Source organism: Methylococcales bacterium (assembly GCA_030949405.1).
In the GTDB taxonomy this organism is placed as follows: domain Bacteria; phylum Pseudomonadota; class Gammaproteobacteria; order Methylococcales; family Methylomonadaceae; genus WTBX01.
Genome location: JAUZSN010000002.1, coordinates 2,761,803 through 2,784,592 on the forward strand (window position 1 = coordinate 2,761,803; position 22,790 = coordinate 2,784,592).

Here is a 22,790-nt window from a genome sequence, read left to right on the forward strand (position 1 = left end):
AAATGTAGACACAGACTTGCCTAGTTTGTTTTGTGCTTAATCTAAAAAACCTGAGTAAACCTCTTGAATCTGCATATAATCCGACATATCCATAGCTTCGATTTGTTCAGTTGTTACCTCGCATAACGCTGCAAACAGAAAAATTTCTTTTTCAGATTCATTGCCTTTGCTTCGATTTGCCGCTAACTGATCGCGAACTTTTACGCGGCGCATAGACAGCTCTGTCAGCGAACCAACAGGATACTTCAGCTTAATGACAACAGGAGCTCTTGAATTATTTTTATCCATTATTTTTTACCTTTAACTTGTGGTTTTTTGACTACCAATTTAATCTTACCATCCATTAGTAGATACTTGGCTTGACGAGAACTCATCCTAAGGATGTCACTTTTTGCATACTGTTCAAATGCAATCAAAACCGTGTATTCATTCATGTTAAATTCCTAAATTTGCGCGAGTAGTTGCTAGTTGATCGACACCATCAATAATGCGAACCATGTTAGGTACATCTATTTCATAAATGACTTCGTTATCAATTGTCAGCTTGTAATACCGTAGTGCTACGGCAAGCTTCAACGTTGCCTTATCACCGGGCTTCCAGCTTCCTGAATCGACCTCTTTCACCATCCCCATCAAATTGATAGTTACAGCTACTTCATCTCCATTTTCTGATACCAGTGACCCTCTAATTGTCAGCGGTTTTAATTTACCAGGTGCAAGCCCGTAAAGCTTTAAAACCGCTTTATCAAAACGGGTCAAAGTAAAATCCATTTCTAACTTTTCCATGCCCATCTCGACCTCGACAGCAGCATCCATGCCGCCATTACGAAATTCTTCAGTTTTGGATGCCAACTTGGGCAAAGTTATTTCTTCAATGTTTCCAGCCTGTCCACGACCGTCAACAAAAAGATTCATATTTTTTAAAATATCATCTAACATTTTTATACCTCCTTATTTGAAAATATCTTTAATATAATCATTAACCAAATGTGAGCGGAAAATAATATGTTCAGCGGGTGCGGGTGGTGTGAAGTCAAAATCAAAATAGATTTTTCCTTGAGAGATTTGATCAGGTGAATTTAAATCAGGATCAGCCCAACATTGCCCACCCAAGATTGCACCTACAGTCACTAAATGTCGCAAATAATCATTAACACTCTCAACCACATCCTCTACATATGTTTTAGTGATATTGCGATCAACTGCCCACATGTGTCCCTGCAATAACGATTCATGAATCATATCCGCTGTACGAACAACATTGATAAATGCCCACTTAGGGTCGGCAGAACAAGTTCTGTTGCCCCATAATCTGTACCCGTCTTTTTGGATGATTGTTGTGACTTCATTTTCATTGAGATAATTTGCACGAGCATTTACATCACCTAGCGTAAAATCTACTTTCCGAGCTGTCCCTGTGATGCCATAAATTTCACGGTTGGACGGCGACCACCAAAATCCTCTTTCAGTATCTGACTTAGAAATAATACCTGCAACGCGCGCAGACGCAGGTTGGTTCATTTCTGAGTTGCTTACCACATCCCAAACTTTAGTCTGAGGATCAACGATATAAACACGTTTTGACCCGAAATTTTCACGATAGCTAATTGCATTCGCATCCGTTGAGTTAGGGCCATCTGCGATAATAACGGCTTTTAGCCTATCGGCAATATCCAGCATTTCAGAAACAACTGCTTGCTGATGACTAAACCCTGGGGCAATGAGAATACGGGGGATCACTTTTACTTGCGATTCAGCATCTAGCAATGACTGAACGCCTAACCGCGCCCCACCTGTACTAACGCCGCCAATAATTTTTGACATAGTTGCAGCCGCATCAACGCCTTCTGCAACGCGGATGACAACAATCATCGCGCCTGCCTGATCGAAAACAGCATCAATGGCATCTGGCAATGTCCCTTGCTTATCGCCTACGATGTCTAATTTTGCCCCTTCCACGCGACTGCCTGCAATAAGCGTTGGCGTATTCAGAGGAAAAGCCTCGTCTACCCCCCCAGACAATAACTTGATTTTAACCGATGCCTGAACAGTAGTTATAGATGAACCATTGCTGCTTACCGATACTAATGCAGAGGCTTGATTATTTGCTTTGATAGCAGTAATAATTTCTGCAGGTGTTGTTGTAATATCACCCGCGGCATTGGTTGCCAAACTAATAACAATCGCCACTTGTGATACAAAGATAGATAGCTGTGCATTATTTGATTTGGGGTTCTTCTGGTGGATGCTGATATTATTTCCAGCACGTCCATGCGTGTTTGCACTCCAGATTAGACCCTTGGTTAAAAGAGTCGCTGTTACTGCTGGAGCTGAGTTGGGTGCTGTTCCAACTAACCCGATAACACTGGATTTAACGGTTCGGATTGGACGCGAGCCATCGTCAATTTCGACAACCTCAACGCCATGTAAAAACTGTTCTGGCATAATGGTCTCCCTATATAAAAATGAGTTTTAGAATAAGCGGTTTTGATGCTTATAAATAATAAATTGATTTAAAATGACGAGACTTGCGCCTCGCCATTTTGAAATTTATTAACCTTTTAAGATACTTGCAACAGCATGACCGCGCGTTGCGAGATCGTTAAAAACCCTTTCAACGCCTTTATTATCAATAGGAAGGATAATTTCTTTGCTCACACGTTTATCAAACCACTCTTGCGATTTTATCACCGCATTAGCAAAAGAATTTACACCGTGCAGTTTCTCAAAAAGGGAAATACGCTCCTTTTTATACGAGGAGTCTGCGCTATTTGATAGTGCTAGCGTATCCATTGTAATATTATCTATTGCGTAAGATGCGGCATCTGATATAGTGCCGATGAAAGATTTATCATCCCCAATTTCTAATATTTTATTTCTAATAATATTTTTTCTTGCAAGATCATATCCTTTTTCTACAGCTTCTATGCTTGATGAAATAGTTGTATTTTTTTCATAAAAAATATCTAAAATTATTGCATCATCAGTTAGATTAATTTCAACTAAATCGCTGCCGATAGTAAATTCTCGATTCAGCAAAGAGTCTTTTTCAAGTTGGGTTAATTCAGGCTTTTTAATTGTCATAATAATACCAATTTAATTTTTCAAAATCATAATTCCGCTGACATCAAATAACTGAGTAGCGACTAAAGTTTCAGCATCGACAATAATGCTAAAACCGCTTGTCCCTTCGAGTTTGAATGTAGCATCTACTGTTGTCACGACACCATCGGTTGATGCTTGTGAGGTCATGGTAAGAGGATTGATAATATTATTACCCTCACTAACTTTAGGTAAAAACTTATGATATAGCTCATTAAAACCAGTAAGCTCATAACTCATTTTCAAAGTTTTCTGACCTATGGCTTTAAATTCTCTGCTAATAAATTTTAACTTATCAGCAGGCCGAAAAGCGACAATCTCACTAACTTGTGAGTTCACTATGGGCATCACATCTTTATTACCGTTGAAAACTGATCTAACTTCGACATAAGCTGGCAAATTAGATAGCTCATTGAGAATACTTATTTCTTGCCAAACTTCACCCAAAAGAATCTCAATTTTAAAATTAGTTTCGCTTGACTCTTGAATTAATTTTTTGATAGATACTGATGCGATCCCACCAGGGACAGATAAGTTATTTAATTTTATAACATGAGATGAATTACTGCCAAAATCTGCAAAAACAAAAGAATAAGCCAAATCTTTTTTTAAATCAGATGTCCAAAATTTTCCGTCTTGCGTGTAAAAAGTTCCGCCCCGAGAGTCTTGATTAAGAGAATAACATTGAAGCCATTTTGCAGATGACTTTATAATAAAAGCATAAGATTTATTTGCTTCTAGCAATACGGGATGCTCTAAATCAACATGAACACCCTCCAAAATCCCGGTATTCGATAATGCCGCATCTTCGCGAAAAACGCCTTCGCAAATAACATTATCTAAATCCGGCATTCCATAAGCTGTCTCAACTAAAATTAAAGAGGGTTTTGCTGCCACTCTATCTCTCCCGGGGTAGGCGACTTTAAAATCAAATCCAATAACAACACGAGGTTTATCTACTTGAAAAGTCTGCGCTACCATACTTCCTTCCAACGGTTTTCCTGCTACTTTATACGTATATGTGTATGGATAATATCCACTATAATAATATCTCCAATACCAATAGTATCCATAATAATTTCGGTAGTAATACCAGACCGTTCTTGTTACGTAACGATAAAAAGCGGCGTAACTTGAAACATCAACATAGGATGATGCTAACGTCCAACGCTTATCGATAACGGGAGTAAATTTTGGCATTAAATGCCCCCCAATCTCTACTCCTTCTGACGATAACTGTCTGACAACCTTATTATTAATTCTAGCGTCAAACGGAAAATGCACACCGTCATCAACAGACGCACGATACAAGGGATCACCCGAATTTGAATCTTTGTTTTCGAGGGTCATATCTAGGTTAGTAGCAAAGGGTGTGTTTGGTGAGATGCCGACTTTTGATGCAACTCGACCCAGCTGCAAAATGATTCCTCTTATTGTTGCGTCAAGGCTTTCTGTGCGCCCTCGCAACTCCCCAAGCCCACCAGTCTCCATCGCCGCTTGTAGCTTCAAAATAGACGGGACGATTGTTGGGTCAACGCCGCCTAGGTCAAAAGGAACATCGCCTTCCTCAGTTAAAAGCATCGGTAACTTTTTCAGAACTTCGCTTGTGATGCGCCCCGTTTTATCTAAACTCTCAATTACTGTTGCTAGTGTAATAGCCATTATTTTTCACCTATTTTTAAATGTTTTTTAATCGCGTTAATTTGAAATTGCTAATCGTTTTGAGTTCGTCTTACACCGTCGATTAATTGTAAAAAACCGAGAAAATCACCTTCAAGATAGAGATCAAGAGCCTCGCGAGCTTTAGTTGTTAGCTCCGTTGCCATCTGACCAATATCCAATGGGGAGTAAGTAAAATCAAAAGTAACATCAGATTTACGCGCTAGAACTAAATGAAACTGCAAACCCATCCCCCTTGATTTATAAATGCCATCCGTCTGCGGTACGTAGCGCGAGTAAGCATAAATAGTCCCGTCATCCAGCCTTAGCGCAAATCCTCTTAAATCAAACTCAACCTCGGGCGGAATTGAAATTTTAAACTCAGTTAGGCCAGCTTGAGAGTCATTTTTTGCCAAGATGGGTAGCGAGTAAACCTCAGAAATTAAGTGCCTTGCATCATAGCCGTCATACGCTGCTCCCCCGTCAATCACGAAATCTTTGATGATCGGCATCACACCCGTACTTAACGATTGAGTTTCAGCATTAATCCCCTCATCAGTGATGTTTAATATTGATCCTATTGCCATTACTCCCCCCTTTAAAAATTTTGTAAAACCATAAATCCTGCTGAAACATTTAAATGACCCAGCACACTAACAACGTCATCTCCATTGTCCTCTACAATGCCGACTACGCCTGCCGAGACGACACTGCTTGCAATACTTTCATGGGTGATTGATTGATTTGAAAAGATCGTTGTCATTGGCTCAATATGCGGTTTCTCAGCATAATTAAGCATTAAGATTTGACCGCCAAAACCTGATAAACTTGATGAGTAAACAATAGGCTTCGCATCATCATTAACATTAATAAACGCATTGACGCTTACAGAACTTTCAACTGTCAAATCATCATCAACAGTAATCTCGTTATCGTGATAAATCATACTCATACCACCAGCGGTAACATGCTGATGCACAAATAAATCTTTACTTAAATTTTCGATTTCCTGAGCTGTCCAGTTTGAGACAATATTAACCAGAGATTTTTTTTTATTTTGCTCACTGTAATTAAGTGAGAAAAAACCTGCCCCCATACTGCTAAGGGTATTAACATCTAATGCAGGCAATGAGTCATCATTAATAGTGTAAAGCCCTGAAATTTGATTAAATCGCGCTGCGGTTGATTTCTCATCAATTCTTAACTCACGCAAATCATTGGCAACGCCTACTGTCGCCGCCCTGATTTTTATCATTGAATCAGCATTGCTATTAATGCTAACTGCATAATGCGCTGACAATCGTTTAGATCGATCTATAAATTTTTTCAGTGCAATTTGGCTTGAGTTGGTAGCAATATTTTTTAAATCATTATTAATATCAACTTTAAAACGCCCACGCCCTATTTTTTCGCTATCATCGCTCCACTCACTAACCGCCGCATCAATGCCGAGGCTTTTAATAGCTAATTCAACAGCGTACAACGTGCCTTTGTACTTATGAATTTCAACGCTATTTCCAATGACGTTACGTTTTATTTCATTAGTCCAGGTATCACTCCAAACATCAACTGATAACGCCCAAGCCAGCCACGGCAATAATTCAGCGGGACAACTATCAACACGCCACAACTCACGTAAGGGAACAGGAAGCGCGCTAATTTCATCATGATTTACGCGCTCAATATCTTGCTCAAGTAGAGTGCTGTTAGACGGTAAAATTGTTTTAAATTCAGGCATCACGTCCACCAAAAGTGACGTTTATACCCGTACAAAACGGGGCTTGCCACTTCTCGCAACGGATAGGTAGACTCATATCAAACTCAACCCTATGAACGCCGGTCAAATGCGTTTTTGCAGCTATCGCAGTTAATTCAATATCCGCCCCCAATTTGTGATGAGACTGAACAAATGCGTTTAAATTTTTTCGTGCCAACTCAAGCACAGGTTCTGGCGAGGGGCCGTAATTAAGGATTAGGCGAACATTAATTGAATACCTGATGATTTCTGCTGACTGAATAATTAGCTGATCAGCAATCGGCCGCTTTTTCTTATCATTCAGAGCTTCTGAAACAATCGCCAATAATGAGCTTGGGGCAATGCCTGAATCATCATGCCCTAAAATTGTAATAATTACTTCTGAGGCATTGGGCGAGTAACCCGACGCATCTTTTACTCGACCGTCCGCTGATAGCGCGTGATACAAATAAGATTCCTCGCTACCTGCCGTTGTAAACTGATCTAAAGCCAAAGCATATCGCCGCCTAAAAGCTTCGTCCGACTCATAAATCGCGACTTCGGTATCAGTAGCCTCTTTTATCATTAGACGCTCTAAGCCAAATATTTTAAATAGCTCATCTTGATCGCTACCTTTACAGTAAGCTGGCATCACAGCTAAAGCGGCGTCATTGATACGCTGTCTTAATAATAGCTCCCTATAAGCTGAAACTTCTAATAATCGAACAACGGGGTCACTCTCTAAATCAAGATAAAAAAGCCCCGATTCTTTATCGACAGGAATTTTCCAATACCTCTCCCCGTTAGTTGATTCAACTAAATCAGCCGATTTAACAATGGCGTGACTATTTTCGTCAATTAAGTTGGGCTGAATAGCATTAAATTGCGTTTTTAGCTCTGATAAGATTGCCTCATAATCTAATATTTGAACAACATCAGGCACAGGCAGGTCAGGTAAAAAAATATCTTGAGAACTCATAGAATTACCCCATCAATACTAATCAAATCACCTAAATACTCACCGTCAAGCGTCAAACTAAGTCGTCCATTTTCGGTAATTTCTGTTGCTTTTAACTGACCTAGCTTAAACCGAGGTTCCCACTTATCTAACGCAATAGCAGTCGCTGAAAAAATTTTAATAATTGTATCTTCATTCATTGGCGCATCAACTAAATCTTGAACACCCGAACCGTAATCGCGCCGCATGACTCGCGTCCCAATCGGCGTCGTTAAAATATCGGCGATAGATTGACGCAGATGATCTATACCCGTTATTTTCTTGCCTGTTGTTTTTTCAAATCCAATTCTACTCATTATTTTTGCTTATTTTTGCGGAGTTGGCTTAGGTGTTCCGCCGTGCACATGCCCGTTATAAATTTCACGGTCAGCTTGCATTGAGCGTTTTTTATCCGATACATGCCCTTCGGATTTTATGTTATCAGTGGCGGTAATTTTTCCAGTCACAGTTACATCACCGGCAATACTAATGCCACCATCCGCGACAATTTCAACTGTCCCATCCTTAGGCAAAATCGCTTTTAAATGATGCTTTTTGCGATCATACTCAACGACACAGCCATCTTTATAAGTCATCCTGTGATGATCTTCGGTATTATCTTCAGTCGGGTTGGGAAACGAATCTTGATATAGTGATCCTAGAACCACCCCTTGATTAACTTCCCCCGACGGGCATAAAACAATAACTTGCTCATCTTTCTCTAATGCGTGCCAGGTGACATTATTGTTCGCACGATGTACTACCCACGGTAGCCACGCGCTCAAAAGGTCGCCTATGCGAACTTTCAATAAAGCTTTGTCGTAATCAACCTCCTCAATTTTTCCGAACCGAAGTATATTACTGGTACGTCTATCGCCTTCAGTTATATTAAATTGATCACTCATACAATTTGCTCATAATCATCTTTATGATCCACACCAATCTTAGGGGATTCACTCCAATAAATTTCCGTAGGAATTACGCCGTCTTCAAGATAAAGATCGCATCCTAATCTAACTGTTTGCTTAAAACTAATCGCCCACATGGCAATACCATGCTTATCAACATCTCCTGAATACAAATTTTGCGCGTTGATTGATTCAGGTGGATCAATCTTTTTTAATCCCCAATCATTAATAGGTATCAATAATAGCAATGCTTGCAAAATATTGATTACTGACACATTACGCGGTAATCTCGGTTTATCCGATGTAACTATATGAACACCAATTAACAGCGTTATGTCACGCTCTCCCGTTGCAACAATCTTAATCTCAGGAGCAGCTAATAACGAAATAAAAACAGCAGGCGTTTTAGTAGCGACTCGTCGCAATTCCTTTAAATCAAATCGTCCACCATGAACTTCACAGCGCCTAAGCGCAGGTAAAGCCTCATCAACTTTAGTTTGAATAGCGTCTAAAACATCTGTAATACTCATATATTTCTATCTGCCCATTGGTCTAAAATTTGTATCAAATCATTTTCGTTATCAGTAGATATACCTAAAAAAGGTCTCCCCTTAATGTTCCGTGAGTCATCACCCATTTGATGGGTAGCTGCATAAATCAAACCAGAACCAACAACCACCTGACTACCTTCAACTTGAAAATGAATATCATCAACTAAATCGCCTTCACTCATTAATAAGGAGTGATCCGAGTGCCGCTTGGCAGCATAATCTTCCGACCATTCCGCCCATACGTTACCCTCTGAGTCTGTTTTTTCATCGCTGATGCGGCGTTGGGTTTGACTAACCACCTCGGCGGCAAGATCTTCTCGCAAACTATGCAGGGGTAAATGCTGAATTGCCCGTAGGCGTTCTTGCAAACGCTGTATAGAGCCTGCATCAACCTGAATATCAAGACCAACAGGCATTAGAGTAATTCACGCTGTGATTGACGGCTAAACATGCGCTTGCCCCCCATTAATCTAGCCTTACCCGTTGCCCCTAAGTTTTCTACTTTGCCGCTCATGACCTGCTTAGCTTTGGGACACAATAGCCCCAATCTTTTTATCGCCTTATCATATCGCTGATCCTTTTCATCCGTTGCCACCTGCATACTGAAGCCCAGTCTACAGACTGCAATATCAACGCAAATAGCGGTCAACTGACTAAATTTACCAACCAACGGCATAGAAACAGGTGTGTCATAACAGTGTCTTAGCCAGCCGTCAATCTCTGAGCTGGCATCCTCCAGCGCACGACTAACCTGAGTTACATCATAGTCATCACTGGTATCATTATCGCTATTTGAGATGACTATTAGCTCATCTAATGTGTAGCGTTCGATAATATCCTGAGCCGTTGCGTACATTTTTTATCCTGTCCATTCAAGTGGACGGTTTATTTAACGATTAATATGGGTTCAGCTTGCCATGCCGCTAATTGCTCTGGCGTATACCGAGTAACCAATACAGGCTCTTTACCAAATTTACGACCCGCACGGCAAAATCGTATTGCGCCCGTGGTGCGAATGGCTAAAGGCTTTAATACTTGCGCCTCGCCTTCAGTTTCTTTTTTTGTTTTTACAGCCATGATTTACCCCCCTGTTCCCGTTGATCCCCAGCAAAGCTGCCAAAATCCATAGCCGCCAGCCGCTCTTGCTTCTGCGCCAAATTTAAACTTTTTACGCATAAAAACATCGTCTGCCTGCATATCGGTTTGTGAAACAAACACAGGTTTTTTACGGTCTTGGTAAATAAACGGTTTAACAGCTTTAGTCGTATCCAGCAAAAACCAAACTGTATCGGAGTCCATACCGTCATCAACAACAACCTCGGCTGTTTTTCTATAGGGATTAGGCTTCCCATCTTCAAACCGCTCAGTGGTCATTAATAAATTAGCCGTATCTTCCAGCGCGGGCGGGACAAATAAAATATTGGGGCGGGTATTTAATGTGCGCCCGTCATCATCTTTGAACTTACGCATCGCAGTACGTGCCATGCCGTAGCTTGCTTGTGCGGCTGCTAATGTTGCACAAGATAAAACCGCTGTGCCTTTATTAGAAATTGATTTTCCAGCGACTTGGTGGTCTGTGTCGCACATATACTGACCATCAAAGCAAGGTTTTTTAAAAATACCATTGACCAACTCAGAGACAATTTCACTGGGTAAAAGCCGCGCTGATTCACCTGCGCTTTGTGCCAGTGGCGCATAAATCCCCAACGTATCATCTTCAATATCATTGCGATCAACTTCAATGGTGGTTTCCCAGTCATCATTTGCAATAACATAATTATTAGCTTCCAATGATTTAACGTGTTTCTCACCGACCCAGCGCTTCATTCTTGGAAACTGAGACAGCCACTTGTAATCATTTTGGCTGGTATTTGAAGGAACAACCATTGCAATTTTCTGCCACGGCGTTGCTTCGGTTAGCGCAAGTTGCTTATTAAATATGGTGCTTAAATTAACAAAAATATTGCTAAGGGACGCTTTGTTTACAATCATCTGTTTTAATCCTAATTAACTTTCAACCCAAACGCCATCAGCGTCCAGTCCGATTACCATTCCTGCCGCAGAGCGTGAGCTACTACCGTCGGTCAGCGAAACAGTTTCACCATCTTCGATATAGCAAACTTTACCGAGTGCTGATTGAGTAACGGCATCCGTGCTAGAGTTTGCCCACAAAAACGCTTTCTTGCGGCGAATTTTGATGGTAATTGCAGCGTCATCACCTAGATGATTATCTACGCGCTCTTCAAACCGACCTATGTAAGTCAACCCTGTTGTTGCAGTACCAGGTACTGCAAATCCTGCTGCATTAATACACGCTATCCCGCCTGCAAAACAGATAACGCCCGCTGCAATAGGAACGTTTAAAATTTCGCCGTCTTGATGCGGGGTATTCCTGTCTTCTGTTAAAGCCATGATTAAGCTACCTTAGTGCCATATTTGGCAATGTCTTCTGCGGAGTTTCCGAACATATCCGCTACTGATTTTTGTTCAGCGTTTAAAGCGGTGTCTTGTTTAGGTGGTTTTTTGCCGTCAAGATTACTTGCCGCTACGATTTCTGGGGCGGCGGCAACAAATTCTTTAAAGCGTTTTAAGCCTCCCTCTTGCTGACAATTAGCAACATGATAATCTTTAGTCGCTGGGGTGATCTTACCGTCTTTTAGAGCTTGATTAATTGCGGTTTCAATTTCACTATCGCGACCCTGCTTTTCAATAGTCACCAACTTTTCATTTGCTTCTTTGGTTTGGTTTAAAGCAACGTCATAATCAGCACGTGGTACAAACTTATCTAGCGCAGGATTAGTTGCACGGTTGTTTGCGGTGGCGACATCGCCTTTTAATTTTTTAATTGCTGTCACAGCGGATTCAACGCTATCCTCAGCATCCAACCCAAGGGCTGAGGCAATTGCTTTGGGCAATTCCATTAGTATCTCCGTTTTAGAATGTTTACTTTGTTGATTTAGGGCGGTATTTAATAGATTAGGACTATTCGTTAATCCGACACTTTGAATACCGACAATGCGGCGTGTGTTTTTCTCATAAATTAAAACAGGGGATAAATAGCGATACTCACGCTTTTCAACCGCGTTTCTACCGTGTTCTGTCCAGTCTACTTTTACCCAAATAGAGCTGTTCTCTCTTGCCTGCATTTCCACACCCCAGCCCGTAGCTGGGGCAGGATCACCTTTAGGAGCCTTATGTTCTGACGAATGCTCAAAGTCAAACACCAACTTAAGCCCCTGTTCTTTTAAAGCGGTAAAGCGGTTCAGTACCGTTTGCGGCTGGTCATTAATCCATTGGCGGCCATCTACGCCTTTCACTTGCAAGCCTGCGGGAATAAGCTCTACCCATGACGGCACGTTGCCGTTATCGGTTTTAAGTTCAGCGCAAAGTGAGGTGAGTAATAATGTTTTCATGTCGCTAGATTACTAATTTCTAGCGTAACTGAATAATAAAGTGATTTAAAATTTAATGGAGGGTGGAAAAGAGGGAGCAGAAGATAGGTTGTAAATAATGCCTTATCTTTATAAGAGACTTAAAATCTAACGCGGTTCTAACGCACCTTTAGCGGTTGATTTTGTTTTTTTGGGAGCTTGATAGATAGACAATAAAAAAACGCGCTTAGAGCGCGTTTTGGTTAATTTTAGTTAATTGGTATTTGTTAAAATATTTTAATACCGAATGAGACTGCCGCTTTTGCAACTTCTTTTGCCATTTGCAGTGAGCCTTCATTCATTAGCTTAACCAGCTTATCACCAATAGATTCATTTTTGCTGATACTCTCTGGAGTGCTTTTTAACACCTCCAATCCTTTAGAAGTTAATACCGCCCGTCCATAACCATATTGCCCTTTATCTTTTATGCGGATATAACCCGTTTCAATGAGCCATTCCATAGTGGCAAGGCAAATAGTAAAACGCATTGAGCGTACTTTATTATTATCAAGCACTGTCCCATACTCATCTGTTTCTTTATCACCGCTTAATTCTCTAGCATCTAAGGCAGACTCTAGCGGAAATTTAATATAAAGGTAACTAAGAATGGTTGCCACAAACTCATCGAATAATTCTATATTTGCCATCACTTAATCCTCGTTAATTTGATATTCAGGTGGTAAAGGAAAAATGCTTATTTTCTCCTCCAAAGAATCCTCAATTTTTTGCAAGTCATCTTGTATTGCTTTATCTAAATCTATCTCCATATTGCTTGACGATAAGGTCGCCAACTTTTTTGGCGGATCCCCTTGGGATGGGCGAGTTTCTGTATTCTGCCCAGCTTTCGGCGATAAACTCTTTAATGTTGGTTGCGTTTTCTTCGGCATAAATTGAGACCTCTGTTTTAAGCAGCTTTTCTTTTTTTAATTTTCTGAAAAGCCTTTTAATATCTTTATTTTCTCGAATGAGTAGTAAATTATCTAATTGATGCCCTAGCTCATGATCTACTACATATTTCATAGACCCTGAACCTTTTGCCCAATAACCTGAGTCAGCAACGTCTCGCACAATCTCTGCTGCACTTTTCTCATAAGCTTCATTAAAAGCAATTCCACCAATACCGGCTTCAGCCATTGATTGAGCAAAACCCCTTACTTTTTTTAATCTCGGCTTGTACTTTTTAACTCGCCTTGTCACCTCATCAGGGGTAAGCCCCATTGCGGTGAACTTTTGAGTCAGCTTTTCTATCTCTCTTTTACGAAATAATTGAACTTGTACTTGAGACGAACCTGTAAAATATTGATTTTTTCTTAGCTCAGGAAATTCTTTAATGGTTTCATACAGAGCTTTGTTCCAATCATTAACTAAATCTATATCTCGTATATTACCAAAATCAACAGCACCTACTATATCATTATCTATTAAATATTTTTCAGCTTCTTTAATCGTTGATGAGGCAATAAATAAATTAGATAGATTGCCATTTTCTAGCTCCCTAATTTGCCGAACAAATGCAGGGTTTGTATCCCAGCCTGGGTGAATGCCCTTGGGTACGCGTTCAATTAAACCTGTGCGTTTATTTGTCCAGTTTTCATAATGTATTGGTGGTGATTTGGTTAAATATTTACCCGTTTTATTAAGCCTATCGTATTCTTTCTTACTAATTTGCCTAATCCAGCATTTACAGCCCCATCCATTGGGTGTGAAATGCGTTTGCCAAAAAAGGGTCATCCGCTGGAAGCATGATGCCATCCCAAGCGACGTGTTCAGGTCGATGATGTTCAGAGGGGCCCAATTGATACAGTAGATAAGGTAATGCTGCTTTAGTACGTTGGATTCGCTCCCATTTTCCAGCCCCTCTGGCAGTACGCATATTGGCACGGTAAATGGTTTTTAAACGCCTAGGGCTGCCTAACTGCACGTCTTTAATTTCGCCTGTTAAGGGGTCGCGCATATCTTTACGCCCCCACCAGCCTTTTTGTTGTAATATTGGTTTTAATTCTTTTTGGAATTGATGAAAGGTTTTACCTTCTTTTATAGCTTTAGACACCGCGCCCTGAATATCCTCTAAAATATCAACGGTCATGGCTTTAGCGACTGTGAAGCTATAAGCGTGTTCAGCTCGCCAGACGTCCCGATAATCAAAGCCTATCTTTAAATCTTTGCTGTTGAAATAATCCAGAGCTTCTTTAGGGACGGGCTTTTTAAAAACTTCACCTGTCATTATTTCGCCCCATCACCCAAACCCCGTGCTTTAAACGTAGCAAGGGCTAAGGACTCTATTAACTCATTAGGCTGCATGGTTTCTAGTAACTTAGGCAGCGAGTCTAAAAACTCCTGATAACTTTCGGCTTTATTGACTAAGGTTTCAATCGGATTAATCACAGGCTCTAGCACTTGCTCCCAATCTTCCAAGACCTCATTTTCCAGCAAATCCATAGCATCAGGAACTTGAGCTTGGCGCATATTAAACGCCTTCGCATGATTGGGCGCGGTGGCAGTTTGAACGCCCAGCAACTTACCGACAAAATCACCTTTGCTGTCTTGCTCGGGGTCAGGCAAGCCAAACTTGTCACGAATCACCGACTGCTCAACCTCTAAGCCCAAAGGCACAAGTTTTTCTAAGGTAGAAGCTAATAATTCAAGATCTTCATTGTCAGGCACGTACACGCAAATTTGCGGATAATGCGCTTGCTCGCCATAGTTCAGATCAATAAACGATTTTACAAAATCACGGTTTAAAGTATTCGATAAGCGTTTGGCATCGGCTTTTAAAATATCAATCCGTACTTCATTATGCACTTTAGCTTGCGCTTGCGAGCTGCCATTATCTGCGGTCATGGTTTGACCTAAAACCGCTTTTGATAGCTGACTATCCAAATATTCAGCCAGCTCTTTAAACATGCCAGCCCCACCACCTGCACCTTTGGAGGACTCCACAAAATCTATTGCCATAGATTCGGGGATTACCGCCCCGGCATCGCTGGCAATATTGCTAATAGCTGTGATTAGAGTATCTATTTCATCATCGGTTGCACCGCGTCCGAATTTTCCCACACGCAGAGGTAGGCCAAAAACGTCAGCAAACGCCATCCAATCCTTTAATGTCCACGTTTTACACATATAAGCAATGGCGGCCATGCGGGCTAAACCTGAACGAACAGTTAATCCAGATTTTATCTTTGGTTTATGGGTGATAAAACGATGTGGTTCTAATGCTATTCCGTCAACTAAATTATTTTCATCCAATAAGCGTAATTCTGCCCCTGCCTCTCTATCCCATGTAAACCAATGCGGATCACGCCAAATAAAATCAGGCTGCCAAAACTCACCGCGTTGCCAAACCATTTCTACCACCGAGAAGCCTTTCCCTAAAGCATCTAATAAATCATCAAGACAATCCTCTTGAAAGCAGGGGCGTTTAACTTGTTCGCGGATTGCTTGGGCGAGGTCTAAATCTTTTGATTCATCGCTAGCCGATTCGACGATAAGCTCTAAGCCCGAGATGGCAAGCTTACGGGTTCTTAGGACAGAGCCATAATGCGCATCGCGCTCTTCCATTTCTTCAGCTAGAGATAGATACGCTTGATGATCGCCATTTTCAGCTTGTTGAAAAATAGTGGCTAGACGTTCTGGCGTTAAGCCGTTGCTTACTGATGCCGACCCCCAAACTTGCCTAACACCTGTTAGGCTCGGTCTAGCCAGCTCTTTCCCCAAACTTTGTTTTTTAATGGGCTTTCCGTATTGATCTAGTATTTTCATTACCAACTTCCTTTTGAACTGGCAAAACCACCTGTGGTGTTAATCGGACGTTCGCGCCTGTCCGCATCTTTTTTAGTGTTCACTTTTACAGGAATATAACGATATTCTTTATAGTCCATCAAACTTGCGAACCATGCCATTAGAAAAGCAATCGCCGCGTCACCGTGACGATCTTTGTTATCGCCTGTTTTTATATCGGGAACTTTAGGAATGCCGTTGACTAATTGAATTGCTCGCAGATCATTCAGCACATCAGCATCTTTGGGTATTTTTAGCTGCTCGTCTTCAAAAGCGGCCTTGAGTTTGGGCATATTTTCAAGATAAAAACCTTGGGTTAGCATCACTTGCTCTATACATTCCCCATAGCGATACCCTGCTTGTTCGGCTAAATATTGCCCATTGCCTCGTGCATCTAATGCCGCCCCGCTAAACTTTGGCAGACGGTCAATAATATAATAAAGAATTTGTTCTTGATTTTTGAAGGGGGCGTTTTTAAGTTCGACTAAAAAAGGGGCGGTTCGGCTGAGGTTTTGCTCAATTGCCAGCGGTGCGAGTACCGTTAAATCGCCACTCCGCGCAAAATCCTCTCCTAAACAATGTTGTAATTTTGTATCAAGTTTTTCCAATAACGGCTTTAGATTTTGCTCGCACCAATACTCTATTTCAGAAATACGCAAGCGTTCAGGCATGGCGTTAAATGCCTCATCACCTTTAAAGCGAACAATAGGAGCTTCCACCATTGCTTTTTCAATCATTAAGCGCGATAAGTACGCACCGCCTGATTGTGAGGGAATACAAAAATATTCCTCGTCTGAAGCGTCTTTAGTCGGTGCATTGGCAATGGTTTTAGTTCGCCATGCTTGTTCTGCTTTCTCGCTCCACTGCTGACCTGTGACAAAGCATATTCTTTTAAACAAACCATCTTCTAGGGCATCATCCAAGGTAATACGGTGGACACTGTACGGTTTTCGTCCTGCTCTAGCATCTTCTATATAATGGTTATATTCATTATCCACACCATTATGGGTGCTGATAATTCGCACTCTCGCGCCCCACATGGTTAATGCCATTGCTGCTTTTAATAACTCATGTAAGGAGTCATGGAAAGCAGCTTCATCTATGACTACATCGCCTTGCATCCCCCTTAAATTTGAAGGGCGGGAGGAAAGGGCGGAGATTTTAAAACCTGTCTGTGGAAAGCGTACTGTGTAGCTAAGAATTTCTTTACTGCCATCTTCGTCTTTAAAAATACCCTGCTCAACTTCCAAAGCCAATTGGTTAAAAGCTTTGGCAAACAAGCTAACAGCGGCGATATATTCCAAAGCCATTTCTTGACGCGAACCGACATAAAAGACATTACGCCCTCCGCGCTCTTTAGACTTGGAAGCCGTCACCACATTGGCGGCGGCTTCTGCCCACGTTATCCCCGAACGACGGCATTTCTCCGCAATCTTTACCTCGGACTCATCCGCAAACCATTTGGCTTGATAGGGTAATAATATCGCTTCACCTTTGGGAAAATTATCGGTGATGTTTAGCTCTTTTAAGTCATTCATTACGACCGACCCAGCAAGACACGGCGAATGGACTCTTCAACCTCTTCGCTGATTCCGTTTTGTTTTAAAGCGGTACTGACATCATCGGCGGCCTTAGCACGTTCTTGTTGGCGAATTTTAGCGGCATGTTGCTTTTGGTTAATTGAGGCACGTGATAATTGCGCCATTGCCTTAGCAACGTCGGCGAGAAGCTTCATCCGCTCTGCCGAATCCTCTTCACCTTCAGCGGCTTTTAATTTCAGCATGATGTTAAAAATATCAGTCTGAATTAAGCCGATGACCGCGCCTGATCGTGAATCCTCGTCATCTTTTGCAGCTTTGTCGATTTGAGTTGCAGCCTCTGTGGCAACCTTGATCATCCTGATACGCTCTTCGACTTCTTTACCATGCCGTTGAATTGACGAGCGGCCAATTAAAAATCCTTGCTCTGACAACCAAGCTTCTAAGCCAGCATAATCACTAAATCCGTTATCAATTATTTTATCTTCAAGCTGCAATCGCAACTCTTCTGGTATTTCGCTTTTTATTCGTGAACGCTTTGGCATATTGGTTACCAATATTTCTCAGGGCGGGCGATACCAGGTCTACAATCAATAGTATATTCTGCAATATCAACGCCATAGTGAGTTAATTCGCTATGCCATCTACCGCAGGGTTGCCTATCAACTTTAATTAATGAACGCTCGCTCAGATACCCCAGTTCGCGCTGCAATTCCTTTACTGTAAAATCTGGATAAACCGCCTGAGCAATAGGAAGGAGTAGTTCTAAATATGCGCCGATCGGTCGCGTATTATTTAATGCTAACAAAAGAATCCATCGCACCGCTTCACGGCGTATTTTTACTTCATCAATACTCATCTATTTTTCACCTCGCTTGAAAAAATTATCTAATCGCAGAGCCAGTGAATCTAGCTTGCTTTCAATAATTGATTGATTCCTGGCCCAATCGTCTCGACGAACATACTCCGAGGCGAGAGTTCCCTTGTGCTGTAAAAACTCTCGCTCAACAGATAATGCACGCTCCATGTTCTCTGAGGATTTACTCTCCAGCTTATGAAAGCGTTTCTCTATATGATCTGTATGCCGCTGACGCAATAGCTCTTGTTCTTTAAATTGCCGATTGATTTGCGATAAAAAAAATTTTCCGAGACTAATCAAAAACCCAATGAACGTTAGTAATAACGTGATTAAATGCCAAAGCTCTATTTCTATTTCCATCGGTTTTTAAGTGCGGTTGCTAATGAGGTAGATAGGTCATCTTTATCTGCTGGATTTTTACATTCAGTCGTTAGCTCAAGTAAATTTTCCTGTGCTAATCCCCCAAAAGTAACGACAAACGCATAAGGCTCGCCTTTCGATGTTTCTATTAATTTTGAACTCATGCACCCTGAAAGAAAAAGAAGGGAAACGGCTAAAATTAGCTTTTTAAACATAGCGACTCCTGCTTAGTATTTAGTGTTTAGTGATGACAAGTAGAATAAGGGAAGGTGGGGGTTTAGATAAATAAAGCGGTTTAGAATCATTATAATAAATAGTAATTAAAAATAAATTTGCGCTTTATATAGTATTATGATATAATGTACACACTATAAATAACTACACACTGGGAGGGGATATTATGACAAGATCGAATCTATTTAAATCAGCGCATAAATTAGCTCGCTCATTTGAAGGTAATTATTTAGCGTGTTTTACTCTAGCGTTAAACCAAATTTTAGATGGTGTTGACGGTGTTGATGTTGATGTTGATGATGCTGATGTTGACGGTGATGATGATGTTGTTGTTGATGTTGACGGTGTTGATGGTGGTGTTTTATTTAGCAACCCGCATTATAAATTTATTTTTAACATTGATAGACGATCCATAAAAAATCCCTTATCTAAGAAAAATAAAGGATTTTTTTACCAATTTATGAATCTACTTTGCTACATTTTAACTCACGTCGAAAACTATACATTTTTCCATCCACCACCACAATATCTTTTTTTAGCCATTGAGTGATCTGGGCTGCTTGAACTCCTTGTTTATTAGCAAATTCAGATTGCGTTTTATAGTTACTATAAATGTATTCTCTTAATTTCATTCCACTTAATTTCATTCCAGTTGCTCCAAATAATATCGTCTATCAATGTTAAAAATAAATTTATAATGCGGGTTGCTAAATAAAACAACATCATTAACATCAGCATCAGCATCATCAGCATCATCAGCAGCATCAGCATCAGCATCATTAACATCAGCACCGTCAACATCATTAACATCAGCATCAACATCAACATCAACATCAACACCGTCTAAAATTTGGTTTAACGCTAGAGTAAAACACGCTAAATAATTACCTTCAAATGAGCGAGCTAATTTATGCGCTGATTTAAATAGATTCGATCTTGTCATAATATCCCCTCCCAGTGTGTAGTTATTTATAGTGCGTACAATTATAGCATAATACTATATAAAGCGCAAATTTATTTTTAATTACTGCTTGTTGGCCGGTAGGATGGGCATTACTCACCCCACTGTCAATTTTTTTGTTTATGCCTATTTTTTAGGTTCAAACAAATCACTCTGTGCCTTTTTAATCATCTCAGAGTGTTGTTTTTTAATGATTTTATACAGCCAGACGTTAGTGATATTATATTTTTTGCAGAGTTGGCGATGATTATGTCCACTGAAATTATTCCATATTTCGAGATCACGCTGGCTTAATTCATAATCTAGACCTTTACAGATATAAACTGACGTGCCACCCCACTCTTTGCGGATAGTTTCTGCTGCTTCATGGGCGCATTGCAAAGCAACGGCGGTCTTAATCCCCTTTTTCATCAATGCAGCTTCTAGACTCTCTCTAAGATCAACTAGAACCTCTGGATATTTAGACTCATCATCACCCATCTCCATACTCATTTCTATACTCATTTCTATACTCCTTTCAATGCTTGCCGCATTGCTTCTAAATTAGATTTTGCTACTTTGGGATCGCACTCAGACTTAGATAATTTCTTAAAGGGTCTGTAACAGAGCGGTATATAAACAGGCTTACATAATTTTAAAAACGTGGGCAAATTCGGCGGATAACTATCATCACGATCTAAACAGGCTTCTAAGCCCCTTTTAATTTGGTCATTTGACAATCTAGCCACGGCTTTAGCCCATAGCTCGCTCGGCACATCGCCGTAAGCACTGACCCACAAATGCCCGTACATCTCTGTCATTCGCAACCAAAATAGCCCCATAATACGCTCATTATTATTAGAAGCCGTTGGCTTGCTTGACTCGTTCGACGGCTGATAATTTTCTAGGTTGATATTGATGTGTTGCATTGCCATTACTGTAGTCATCCAAGTATCTTTTATCCGCTAACCACCCTTGCGCCATCTTGCGGCTTAGGTTTCCAAAATCACGCGCCGCTTCTTTTCTAGCAGCTTCGATAATTTGCTGATAATGCAAATCATCTAAATCGCCCAACTGCGCGAAGCGTTTAACCGCGTTTGCACGGTCTTTTTTATAATCAAATGCCCTCCAAAATTCATCAAAGAAAAAACGCTGCCGTTCGCTTAACGCGTGGTAGCTATCGGCTTTAGGATTTGAAATAGCGTTTTTTTTCTCGCCATACCCCCGTTCACTAAGTTGTTGCCATGCGGCTTCCGCATAGGTAATTGCAGCGGCAAGCTTGCCAGGCTCTGGCATACTGCGAATCACGATATTTTGCACAAACGTCAACTTATCCATGCTGATCTTTTAACCAACGCCGTAATCACCGCCGTTAGCTCTTTATTGGTTGAAAACTCTAAATCCTCTTTTTTAAACATCTGCTTAACAATAGCACGCGCATAGCCCCACGGCTTTTCCTGTTCAGCCAATAACGCACCGACCTTTTGCCATTGGGGACTAGTCTCAAAATTCTTAGGCGGCTTGCCATAAGGGTCTTTAGTCGGCTTAACGCTTTTTTGTAAATGCTTAATAACCTTATGGCGTTCGCTTAAAGTCATATCCCCCGCACTTCGCTTACCCGTTTGCGCCTCAAGCATGTCGCGATAACTGCCTTCATCAGTTAAGCCTACTTGTTTTTTTAAAACATGAATTCTCGCTAGTTCTTTTGAACGATTGCCTTTTTTAGACATCAGTATTCCTTTTTGAGTTTAAGAATATTTATAATGAAACCTTAGTAAAGTCTCATTAGAAATATGGATGTAGGGCGGGCAATAATGCCCACCCTACGGTTAAACTAAAGCCCTGCTCACCCTAATTTTCCTCTTTTGCAAAAAGGGCAATATTTACCCGCCATGCCATGATCCTGTTCAAATTTAATTTTGAAATCATTTTCCGTTGATTGGCAAAAAACATGTGTAAATGGATATGGTGGCTCATGCTTATTCAACAATGCATTCTCCAGCCATTCTCTCGCCTCAATACCCTCCACATTAGCGTTTTCAATAAACGATAAAAACGAGAGCTTGCTAATGATATTTCGATTTATTTGTTGACCACACATCAGATACCTGCCATATCAAGGCTAAGCGGTTGCCAATTGCTTTCTTCACCGACTCGACTATAAAAACGCATGTAAGATTTAGACCCCGATACGATGATTGAATCTTTTAACGCTGTCATTGCTTGCTGCCAGCGCGGGTCGGTAATCTTGAGCTTAAACAGCCCCATCACCGCTTGCGTTTTAATATTGCCCGACTTATCAGCACTAAAAGCTAAATCAATCAAGGCTTTAATATTGTCGTCACTGCTCTCAGTCCATTTGTGCAGGCACTCATCAATAATGGCTTTCGCGGCATGGATTTTTTCATCAAAGGTTAAGATCTCAGCCACAGTAAAAGAAACTTTATGGCGACCATCAAAGGTGACTAAGGAAACGTTGCCCTTTTTACCGCCTAGCTTGACGTTGTATTCATCGGCGGACATTTGCATAAAGGCAGCCACATCACCTAACACACCCGCCTTAAAATCACTCATTTGATCTTGCAGAGCTTGTGCTTTTTCAAAAATATCTCCGACCATTTCATGGCGCAAAATATCCAATTCAGAAATTTTCGACTTAGGGACTAAATGCCCCACTGCATTTTCCATATATCCTT

The 22,790-nt window shown here is 40.9% G+C and carries 34 protein-coding genes; 1 reads left to right on the plus strand and 33 read right to left on the minus strand.

The genetic code is table 11. The features are described 5' to 3' along the window. Nucleotides 1-36: 36 nt before the first annotated feature. The 26 genes from Q9M50_14125 to Q9M50_14250 all read right to left on the minus strand — a co-directional run bounded on the left by Q9M50_14125 (nt 37) and on the right by Q9M50_14250 (nt 19,135). Nucleotides 37-288 carry a phage tail assembly protein gene (locus tag Q9M50_14125; protein MDQ7091748.1) on the minus strand — a complete coding sequence of 84 codons (252 nt, stop codon included), beginning with the start codon at nt 286-288 and terminating at the stop codon, nt 37-39. A gap of 147 nt (nt 289-435) precedes the next feature. Then, complete coding sequence (locus Q9M50_14130) at nt 436-939, minus strand: phage major tail tube protein (protein MDQ7091749.1); 504 nt, start codon at nt 937-939, stop codon at nt 436-438. A gap of 12 nt (nt 940-951) precedes the next feature. Further along, a complete protein-coding gene (locus Q9M50_14135; GenBank protein ID MDQ7091750.1) occupies nt 952-2,445 on the minus strand; it encodes a phage tail sheath subtilisin-like domain-containing protein in 1,494 nt (497 codons plus the stop codon). 108 nt (nt 2,446-2,553) lie between these two features. Beyond that, nucleotides 2,554-3,084 (minus strand): hypothetical protein, encoded by a 531-nt coding sequence (locus Q9M50_14140; protein MDQ7091751.1) that lies wholly within the window; start codon nt 3,082-3,084, stop codon nt 2,554-2,556. Between the two features lie 12 nt (nt 3,085-3,096). After that, nucleotides 3,097-4,764 (minus strand): hypothetical protein, encoded by a 1,668-nt coding sequence (locus tag Q9M50_14145; protein MDQ7091752.1) that lies wholly within the window; start codon nt 4,762-4,764, stop codon nt 3,097-3,099. Nucleotides 4,765-4,814: 50 nt separating this feature from the next. Then, nucleotides 4,815-5,348, minus strand: a complete 534-nt coding sequence (locus tag Q9M50_14150; protein ID MDQ7091753.1) for a hypothetical protein — start codon at nt 5,346-5,348, stop codon at nt 4,815-4,817. A gap of 11 nt (nt 5,349-5,359) precedes the next feature. Further along, a complete protein-coding gene (locus Q9M50_14155) occupies nt 5,360-6,499 on the minus strand; it encodes a phage tail protein I (GenBank protein MDQ7091754.1) in 1,140 nt (379 codons plus the stop codon). Next, the gene (locus Q9M50_14160; protein ID MDQ7091755.1) at nt 6,492-7,475 is read right to left on the minus strand and encodes a baseplate J/gp47 family protein; all 984 of its coding nucleotides are present in this window, start codon (nt 7,473-7,475) and stop codon (nt 6,492-6,494) included. Before Q9M50_14160 ends, Q9M50_14155 begins: the two co-directional genes overlap by 8 nt. Further along, nucleotides 7,472-7,810, minus strand: a complete 339-nt coding sequence (locus tag Q9M50_14165) for a GPW/gp25 family protein (protein MDQ7091756.1) — start codon at nt 7,808-7,810, stop codon at nt 7,472-7,474. The genes Q9M50_14160 and Q9M50_14165 overlap by 4 nt, the downstream gene beginning before the upstream one ends. Before the next feature lie 9 nt (nt 7,811-7,819). Continuing rightward, nucleotides 7,820-8,398 (minus strand): phage baseplate assembly protein V, encoded by a 579-nt coding sequence (locus Q9M50_14170; protein ID MDQ7091757.1) that lies wholly within the window; start codon nt 8,396-8,398, stop codon nt 7,820-7,822. Continuing rightward, on the minus strand, nt 8,395-8,931 hold the full coding sequence (locus Q9M50_14175; protein MDQ7091758.1) for a DUF1834 family protein: 537 nt from the start codon (nt 8,929-8,931) through the stop codon (nt 8,395-8,397). The genes Q9M50_14170 and Q9M50_14175 overlap by 4 nt, the downstream gene beginning before the upstream one ends. Beyond that, nucleotides 8,928-9,368 carry a phage virion morphogenesis protein gene (locus Q9M50_14180; GenBank protein ID MDQ7091759.1) on the minus strand — a complete coding sequence of 147 codons (441 nt, stop codon included), beginning with the start codon at nt 9,366-9,368 and terminating at the stop codon, nt 8,928-8,930. Before Q9M50_14180 ends, Q9M50_14175 begins: the two co-directional genes overlap by 4 nt. Further along, entirely contained in the window at nt 9,368-9,808 is a 441-nt protein-coding gene (locus tag Q9M50_14185; GenBank protein ID MDQ7091760.1) for a DUF1320 domain-containing protein, read from the minus strand. Before Q9M50_14185 ends, Q9M50_14180 begins: the two co-directional genes overlap by 1 nt. A gap of 29 nt (nt 9,809-9,837) precedes the next feature. Further along, nucleotides 9,838-10,029: a hypothetical protein gene (locus tag Q9M50_14190; protein ID MDQ7091761.1), complete on the minus strand. Its 192-nt coding sequence runs from the start codon at nt 10,027-10,029 to the stop codon at nt 9,838-9,840. A 3-nt stretch (nt 10,030-10,032) separates the two neighbouring features. Next, on the minus strand, nt 10,033-10,944 hold the full coding sequence (locus Q9M50_14195; protein MDQ7091762.1) for a Mu-like prophage major head subunit gpT family protein: 912 nt from the start codon (nt 10,942-10,944) through the stop codon (nt 10,033-10,035). Nucleotides 10,945-10,959: 15 nt separating this feature from the next. Then, the gene (locus Q9M50_14200; protein ID MDQ7091763.1) at nt 10,960-11,364 is read right to left on the minus strand and encodes a hypothetical protein; all 405 of its coding nucleotides are present in this window, start codon (nt 11,362-11,364) and stop codon (nt 10,960-10,962) included. A gap of 2 nt (nt 11,365-11,366) precedes the next feature. Next, complete coding sequence (locus Q9M50_14205) at nt 11,367-12,365, minus strand: phage protease (GenBank protein MDQ7091764.1); 999 nt, start codon at nt 12,363-12,365, stop codon at nt 11,367-11,369. Between the two features lie 245 nt (nt 12,366-12,610). Next, nucleotides 12,611-13,030, minus strand: coding sequence for a hypothetical protein (locus tag Q9M50_14210; protein MDQ7091765.1), 420 nt, complete (start codon nt 13,028-13,030; stop codon nt 12,611-12,613). A gap of 100 nt (nt 13,031-13,130) precedes the next feature. Continuing rightward, a complete protein-coding gene (locus tag Q9M50_14215) occupies nt 13,131-14,114 on the minus strand; it encodes a hypothetical protein (protein ID MDQ7091766.1) in 984 nt (327 codons plus the stop codon). Beyond that, nucleotides 14,065-14,607, minus strand: a complete 543-nt coding sequence (locus tag Q9M50_14220; protein MDQ7091767.1) for a phage minor head protein — start codon at nt 14,605-14,607, stop codon at nt 14,065-14,067. The genes Q9M50_14215 and Q9M50_14220 overlap by 50 nt, the downstream gene beginning before the upstream one ends. Next, nucleotides 14,607-16,145, minus strand: a complete 1,539-nt coding sequence (locus Q9M50_14225; protein ID MDQ7091768.1) for a DUF935 domain-containing protein — start codon at nt 16,143-16,145, stop codon at nt 14,607-14,609. The genes Q9M50_14220 and Q9M50_14225 overlap by 1 nt, the downstream gene beginning before the upstream one ends. Further along, entirely contained in the window at nt 16,145-17,701 is a 1,557-nt protein-coding gene (locus Q9M50_14230; GenBank protein MDQ7091769.1) for a hypothetical protein, read from the minus strand. Before Q9M50_14230 ends, Q9M50_14225 begins: the two co-directional genes overlap by 1 nt. Next, a complete protein-coding gene (locus Q9M50_14235; GenBank protein ID MDQ7091770.1) occupies nt 17,701-18,246 on the minus strand; it encodes a DUF3486 family protein in 546 nt (181 codons plus the stop codon). The genes Q9M50_14230 and Q9M50_14235 overlap by 1 nt, the downstream gene beginning before the upstream one ends. Nucleotides 18,247-18,251: 5 nt before the next feature. Next, complete coding sequence (locus Q9M50_14240; protein MDQ7091771.1) at nt 18,252-18,560, minus strand: hypothetical protein; 309 nt, start codon at nt 18,558-18,560, stop codon at nt 18,252-18,254. Continuing rightward, nucleotides 18,561-18,920, minus strand: a complete 360-nt coding sequence (locus tag Q9M50_14245) for a hypothetical protein (protein MDQ7091772.1) — start codon at nt 18,918-18,920, stop codon at nt 18,561-18,563. Continuing rightward, complete coding sequence (locus tag Q9M50_14250) at nt 18,911-19,135, minus strand: hypothetical protein (GenBank protein ID MDQ7091773.1); 225 nt, start codon at nt 19,133-19,135, stop codon at nt 18,911-18,913. Before Q9M50_14250 ends, Q9M50_14245 begins: the two co-directional genes overlap by 10 nt. Before the next feature lie 185 nt (nt 19,136-19,320). On the opposite strand from Q9M50_14250, the gene Q9M50_14255 reads away from it, so the two are divergent. After that, on the plus strand, nt 19,321-19,704 hold the full coding sequence (locus Q9M50_14255; GenBank protein ID MDQ7091774.1) for a hypothetical protein: 384 nt from the start codon (nt 19,321-19,323) through the stop codon (nt 19,702-19,704). Nucleotides 19,705-19,797: 93 nt separating this feature from the next. Here the strand turns inward: Q9M50_14255 and Q9M50_14260 are convergent, their stop codons facing one another. The 7 genes from Q9M50_14260 to Q9M50_14290 form a co-directional block, all read right to left on the minus strand. After that, nucleotides 19,798-20,097 carry a hypothetical protein gene (locus Q9M50_14260; GenBank protein ID MDQ7091775.1) on the minus strand — a complete coding sequence of 100 codons (300 nt, stop codon included), beginning with the start codon at nt 20,095-20,097 and terminating at the stop codon, nt 19,798-19,800. 144 nt (nt 20,098-20,241) lie between these two features. Then, nucleotides 20,242-20,619 carry a Mor transcription activator family protein gene (locus tag Q9M50_14265; GenBank protein MDQ7091776.1) on the minus strand — a complete coding sequence of 126 codons (378 nt, stop codon included), beginning with the start codon at nt 20,617-20,619 and terminating at the stop codon, nt 20,242-20,244. 2 nt (nt 20,620-20,621) lie between these two features. Then, a complete protein-coding gene (locus Q9M50_14270) occupies nt 20,622-20,915 on the minus strand; it encodes a hypothetical protein (protein ID MDQ7091777.1) in 294 nt (97 codons plus the stop codon). Nucleotides 20,916-20,952: 37 nt separating this feature from the next. Then, nucleotides 20,953-21,432 (minus strand): hypothetical protein, encoded by a 480-nt coding sequence (locus tag Q9M50_14275; GenBank protein MDQ7091778.1) that lies wholly within the window; start codon nt 21,430-21,432, stop codon nt 20,953-20,955. Next, a complete protein-coding gene (locus tag Q9M50_14280; protein ID MDQ7091779.1) occupies nt 21,420-21,824 on the minus strand; it encodes a regulatory protein GemA in 405 nt (134 codons plus the stop codon). Before Q9M50_14280 ends, Q9M50_14275 begins: the two co-directional genes overlap by 13 nt. Before the next feature lie 116 nt (nt 21,825-21,940). Further along, complete coding sequence (locus Q9M50_14285) at nt 21,941-22,195, minus strand: hypothetical protein (protein MDQ7091780.1); 255 nt, start codon at nt 22,193-22,195, stop codon at nt 21,941-21,943. Beyond that, complete coding sequence (locus Q9M50_14290; GenBank protein MDQ7091781.1) at nt 22,195-22,782, minus strand: DUF3164 family protein; 588 nt, start codon at nt 22,780-22,782, stop codon at nt 22,195-22,197. Before Q9M50_14290 ends, Q9M50_14285 begins: the two co-directional genes overlap by 1 nt. Between the last annotated feature and the right edge of the window lie 8 nt (nt 22,783-22,790).

Excerpts from the sequence above, each read along its gene's own strand:
- Q9M50_14125 (MDQ7091748.1), bottom strand. The coding sequence starts at position 288 with ATGGATAAAAATAATTCAAGAGCTCCTGTTGTCATTAAGCTGAAGTAT.
- Q9M50_14130 (MDQ7091749.1), bottom strand. The coding sequence starts at position 939 with ATGTTAGATGATATTTTAAAAAATATGAATCTTTTTGTTGACGGTCGT.
- Q9M50_14135 (MDQ7091750.1), bottom strand. The coding sequence starts at position 2,445 with ATGCCAGAACAGTTTTTACATGGCGTTGAGGTTGTCGAAATTGACGAT.
- Q9M50_14140 (MDQ7091751.1), bottom strand. The coding sequence starts at position 3,084 with ATGACAATTAAAAAGCCTGAATTAACCCAACTTGAAAAAGACTCTTTG.
- Q9M50_14145 (MDQ7091752.1), bottom strand. The coding sequence starts at position 4,764 with ATGGCTATTACACTAGCAACAGTAATTGAGAGTTTAGATAAAACGGGG.
- Q9M50_14150 (MDQ7091753.1), bottom strand. The coding sequence starts at position 5,348 with ATGGCAATAGGATCAATATTAAACATCACTGATGAGGGGATTAATGCT.
- Q9M50_14155 (MDQ7091754.1), bottom strand. The coding sequence starts at position 6,499 with ATGCCTGAATTTAAAACAATTTTACCGTCTAACAGCACTCTACTTGAG.
- Q9M50_14160 (MDQ7091755.1), bottom strand. The coding sequence starts at position 7,475 with ATGAGTTCTCAAGATATTTTTTTACCTGACCTGCCTGTGCCTGATGTT.
- Q9M50_14165 (MDQ7091756.1), bottom strand. The coding sequence starts at position 7,810 with ATGAGTAGAATTGGATTTGAAAAAACAACAGGCAAGAAAATAACGGGT.
- Q9M50_14170 (MDQ7091757.1), bottom strand. The coding sequence starts at position 8,398 with ATGAGTGATCAATTTAATATAACTGAAGGCGATAGACGTACCAGTAAT.
- Q9M50_14175 (MDQ7091758.1), bottom strand. The coding sequence starts at position 8,931 with ATGAGTATTACAGATGTTTTAGACGCTATTCAAACTAAAGTTGATGAG.
- Q9M50_14180 (MDQ7091759.1), bottom strand. The coding sequence starts at position 9,368 with ATGCCTGTTGGTCTTGATATTCAGGTTGATGCAGGCTCTATACAGCGT.
- Q9M50_14185 (MDQ7091760.1), bottom strand. The coding sequence starts at position 9,808 with ATGTACGCAACGGCTCAGGATATTATCGAACGCTACACATTAGATGAG.
- Q9M50_14190 (MDQ7091761.1), bottom strand. The coding sequence starts at position 10,029 with ATGGCTGTAAAAACAAAAAAAGAAACTGAAGGCGAGGCGCAAGTATTA.
- Q9M50_14195 (MDQ7091762.1), bottom strand. The coding sequence starts at position 10,944 with ATGATTGTAAACAAAGCGTCCCTTAGCAATATTTTTGTTAATTTAAGC.
- Q9M50_14200 (MDQ7091763.1), bottom strand. The coding sequence starts at position 11,364 with ATGGCTTTAACAGAAGACAGGAATACCCCGCATCAAGACGGCGAAATT.
- Q9M50_14205 (MDQ7091764.1), bottom strand. The coding sequence starts at position 12,365 with ATGAAAACATTATTACTCACCTCACTTTGCGCTGAACTTAAAACCGAT.
- Q9M50_14210 (MDQ7091765.1), bottom strand. The coding sequence starts at position 13,030 with ATGGCAAATATAGAATTATTCGATGAGTTTGTGGCAACCATTCTTAGT.
- Q9M50_14215 (MDQ7091766.1), bottom strand. The coding sequence starts at position 14,114 with ATGACCCTTTTTTGGCAAACGCATTTCACACCCAATGGATGGGGCTGT.
- Q9M50_14220 (MDQ7091767.1), bottom strand. The coding sequence starts at position 14,607 with ATGACAGGTGAAGTTTTTAAAAAGCCCGTCCCTAAAGAAGCTCTGGAT.
- Q9M50_14225 (MDQ7091768.1), bottom strand. The coding sequence starts at position 16,145 with ATGAAAATACTAGATCAATACGGAAAGCCCATTAAAAAACAAAGTTTG.
- Q9M50_14230 (MDQ7091769.1), bottom strand. The coding sequence starts at position 17,701 with ATGAATGACTTAAAAGAGCTAAACATCACCGATAATTTTCCCAAAGGT.
- Q9M50_14235 (MDQ7091770.1), bottom strand. The coding sequence starts at position 18,246 with ATGCCAAAGCGTTCACGAATAAAAAGCGAAATACCAGAAGAGTTGCGA.
- Q9M50_14240 (MDQ7091771.1), bottom strand. The coding sequence starts at position 18,560 with ATGAGTATTGATGAAGTAAAAATACGCCGTGAAGCGGTGCGATGGATT.
- Q9M50_14245 (MDQ7091772.1), bottom strand. The coding sequence starts at position 18,920 with ATGGAAATAGAAATAGAGCTTTGGCATTTAATCACGTTATTACTAACG.
- Q9M50_14250 (MDQ7091773.1), bottom strand. The coding sequence starts at position 19,135 with ATGTTTAAAAAGCTAATTTTAGCCGTTTCCCTTCTTTTTCTTTCAGGG.
- Q9M50_14255 (MDQ7091774.1), top strand. The coding sequence starts at position 19,321 with ATGACAAGATCGAATCTATTTAAATCAGCGCATAAATTAGCTCGCTCA.
- Q9M50_14260 (MDQ7091775.1), bottom strand. The coding sequence starts at position 20,097 with ATGACAAGATCGAATCTATTTAAATCAGCGCATAAATTAGCTCGCTCA.
- Q9M50_14265 (MDQ7091776.1), bottom strand. The coding sequence starts at position 20,619 with ATGAGTATAGAAATGAGTATGGAGATGGGTGATGATGAGTCTAAATAT.
- Q9M50_14270 (MDQ7091777.1), bottom strand. The coding sequence starts at position 20,915 with ATGACAGAGATGTACGGGCATTTGTGGGTCAGTGCTTACGGCGATGTG.
- Q9M50_14275 (MDQ7091778.1), bottom strand. The coding sequence starts at position 21,432 with ATGGATAAGTTGACGTTTGTGCAAAATATCGTGATTCGCAGTATGCCA.
- Q9M50_14280 (MDQ7091779.1), bottom strand. The coding sequence starts at position 21,824 with ATGTCTAAAAAAGGCAATCGTTCAAAAGAACTAGCGAGAATTCATGTT.
- Q9M50_14285 (MDQ7091780.1), bottom strand. The coding sequence starts at position 22,195 with ATGTGTGGTCAACAAATAAATCGAAATATCATTAGCAAGCTCTCGTTT.
- Q9M50_14290 (MDQ7091781.1), bottom strand. The coding sequence starts at position 22,782 with ATGGAAAATGCAGTGGGGCATTTAGTCCCTAAGTCGAAAATTTCTGAA.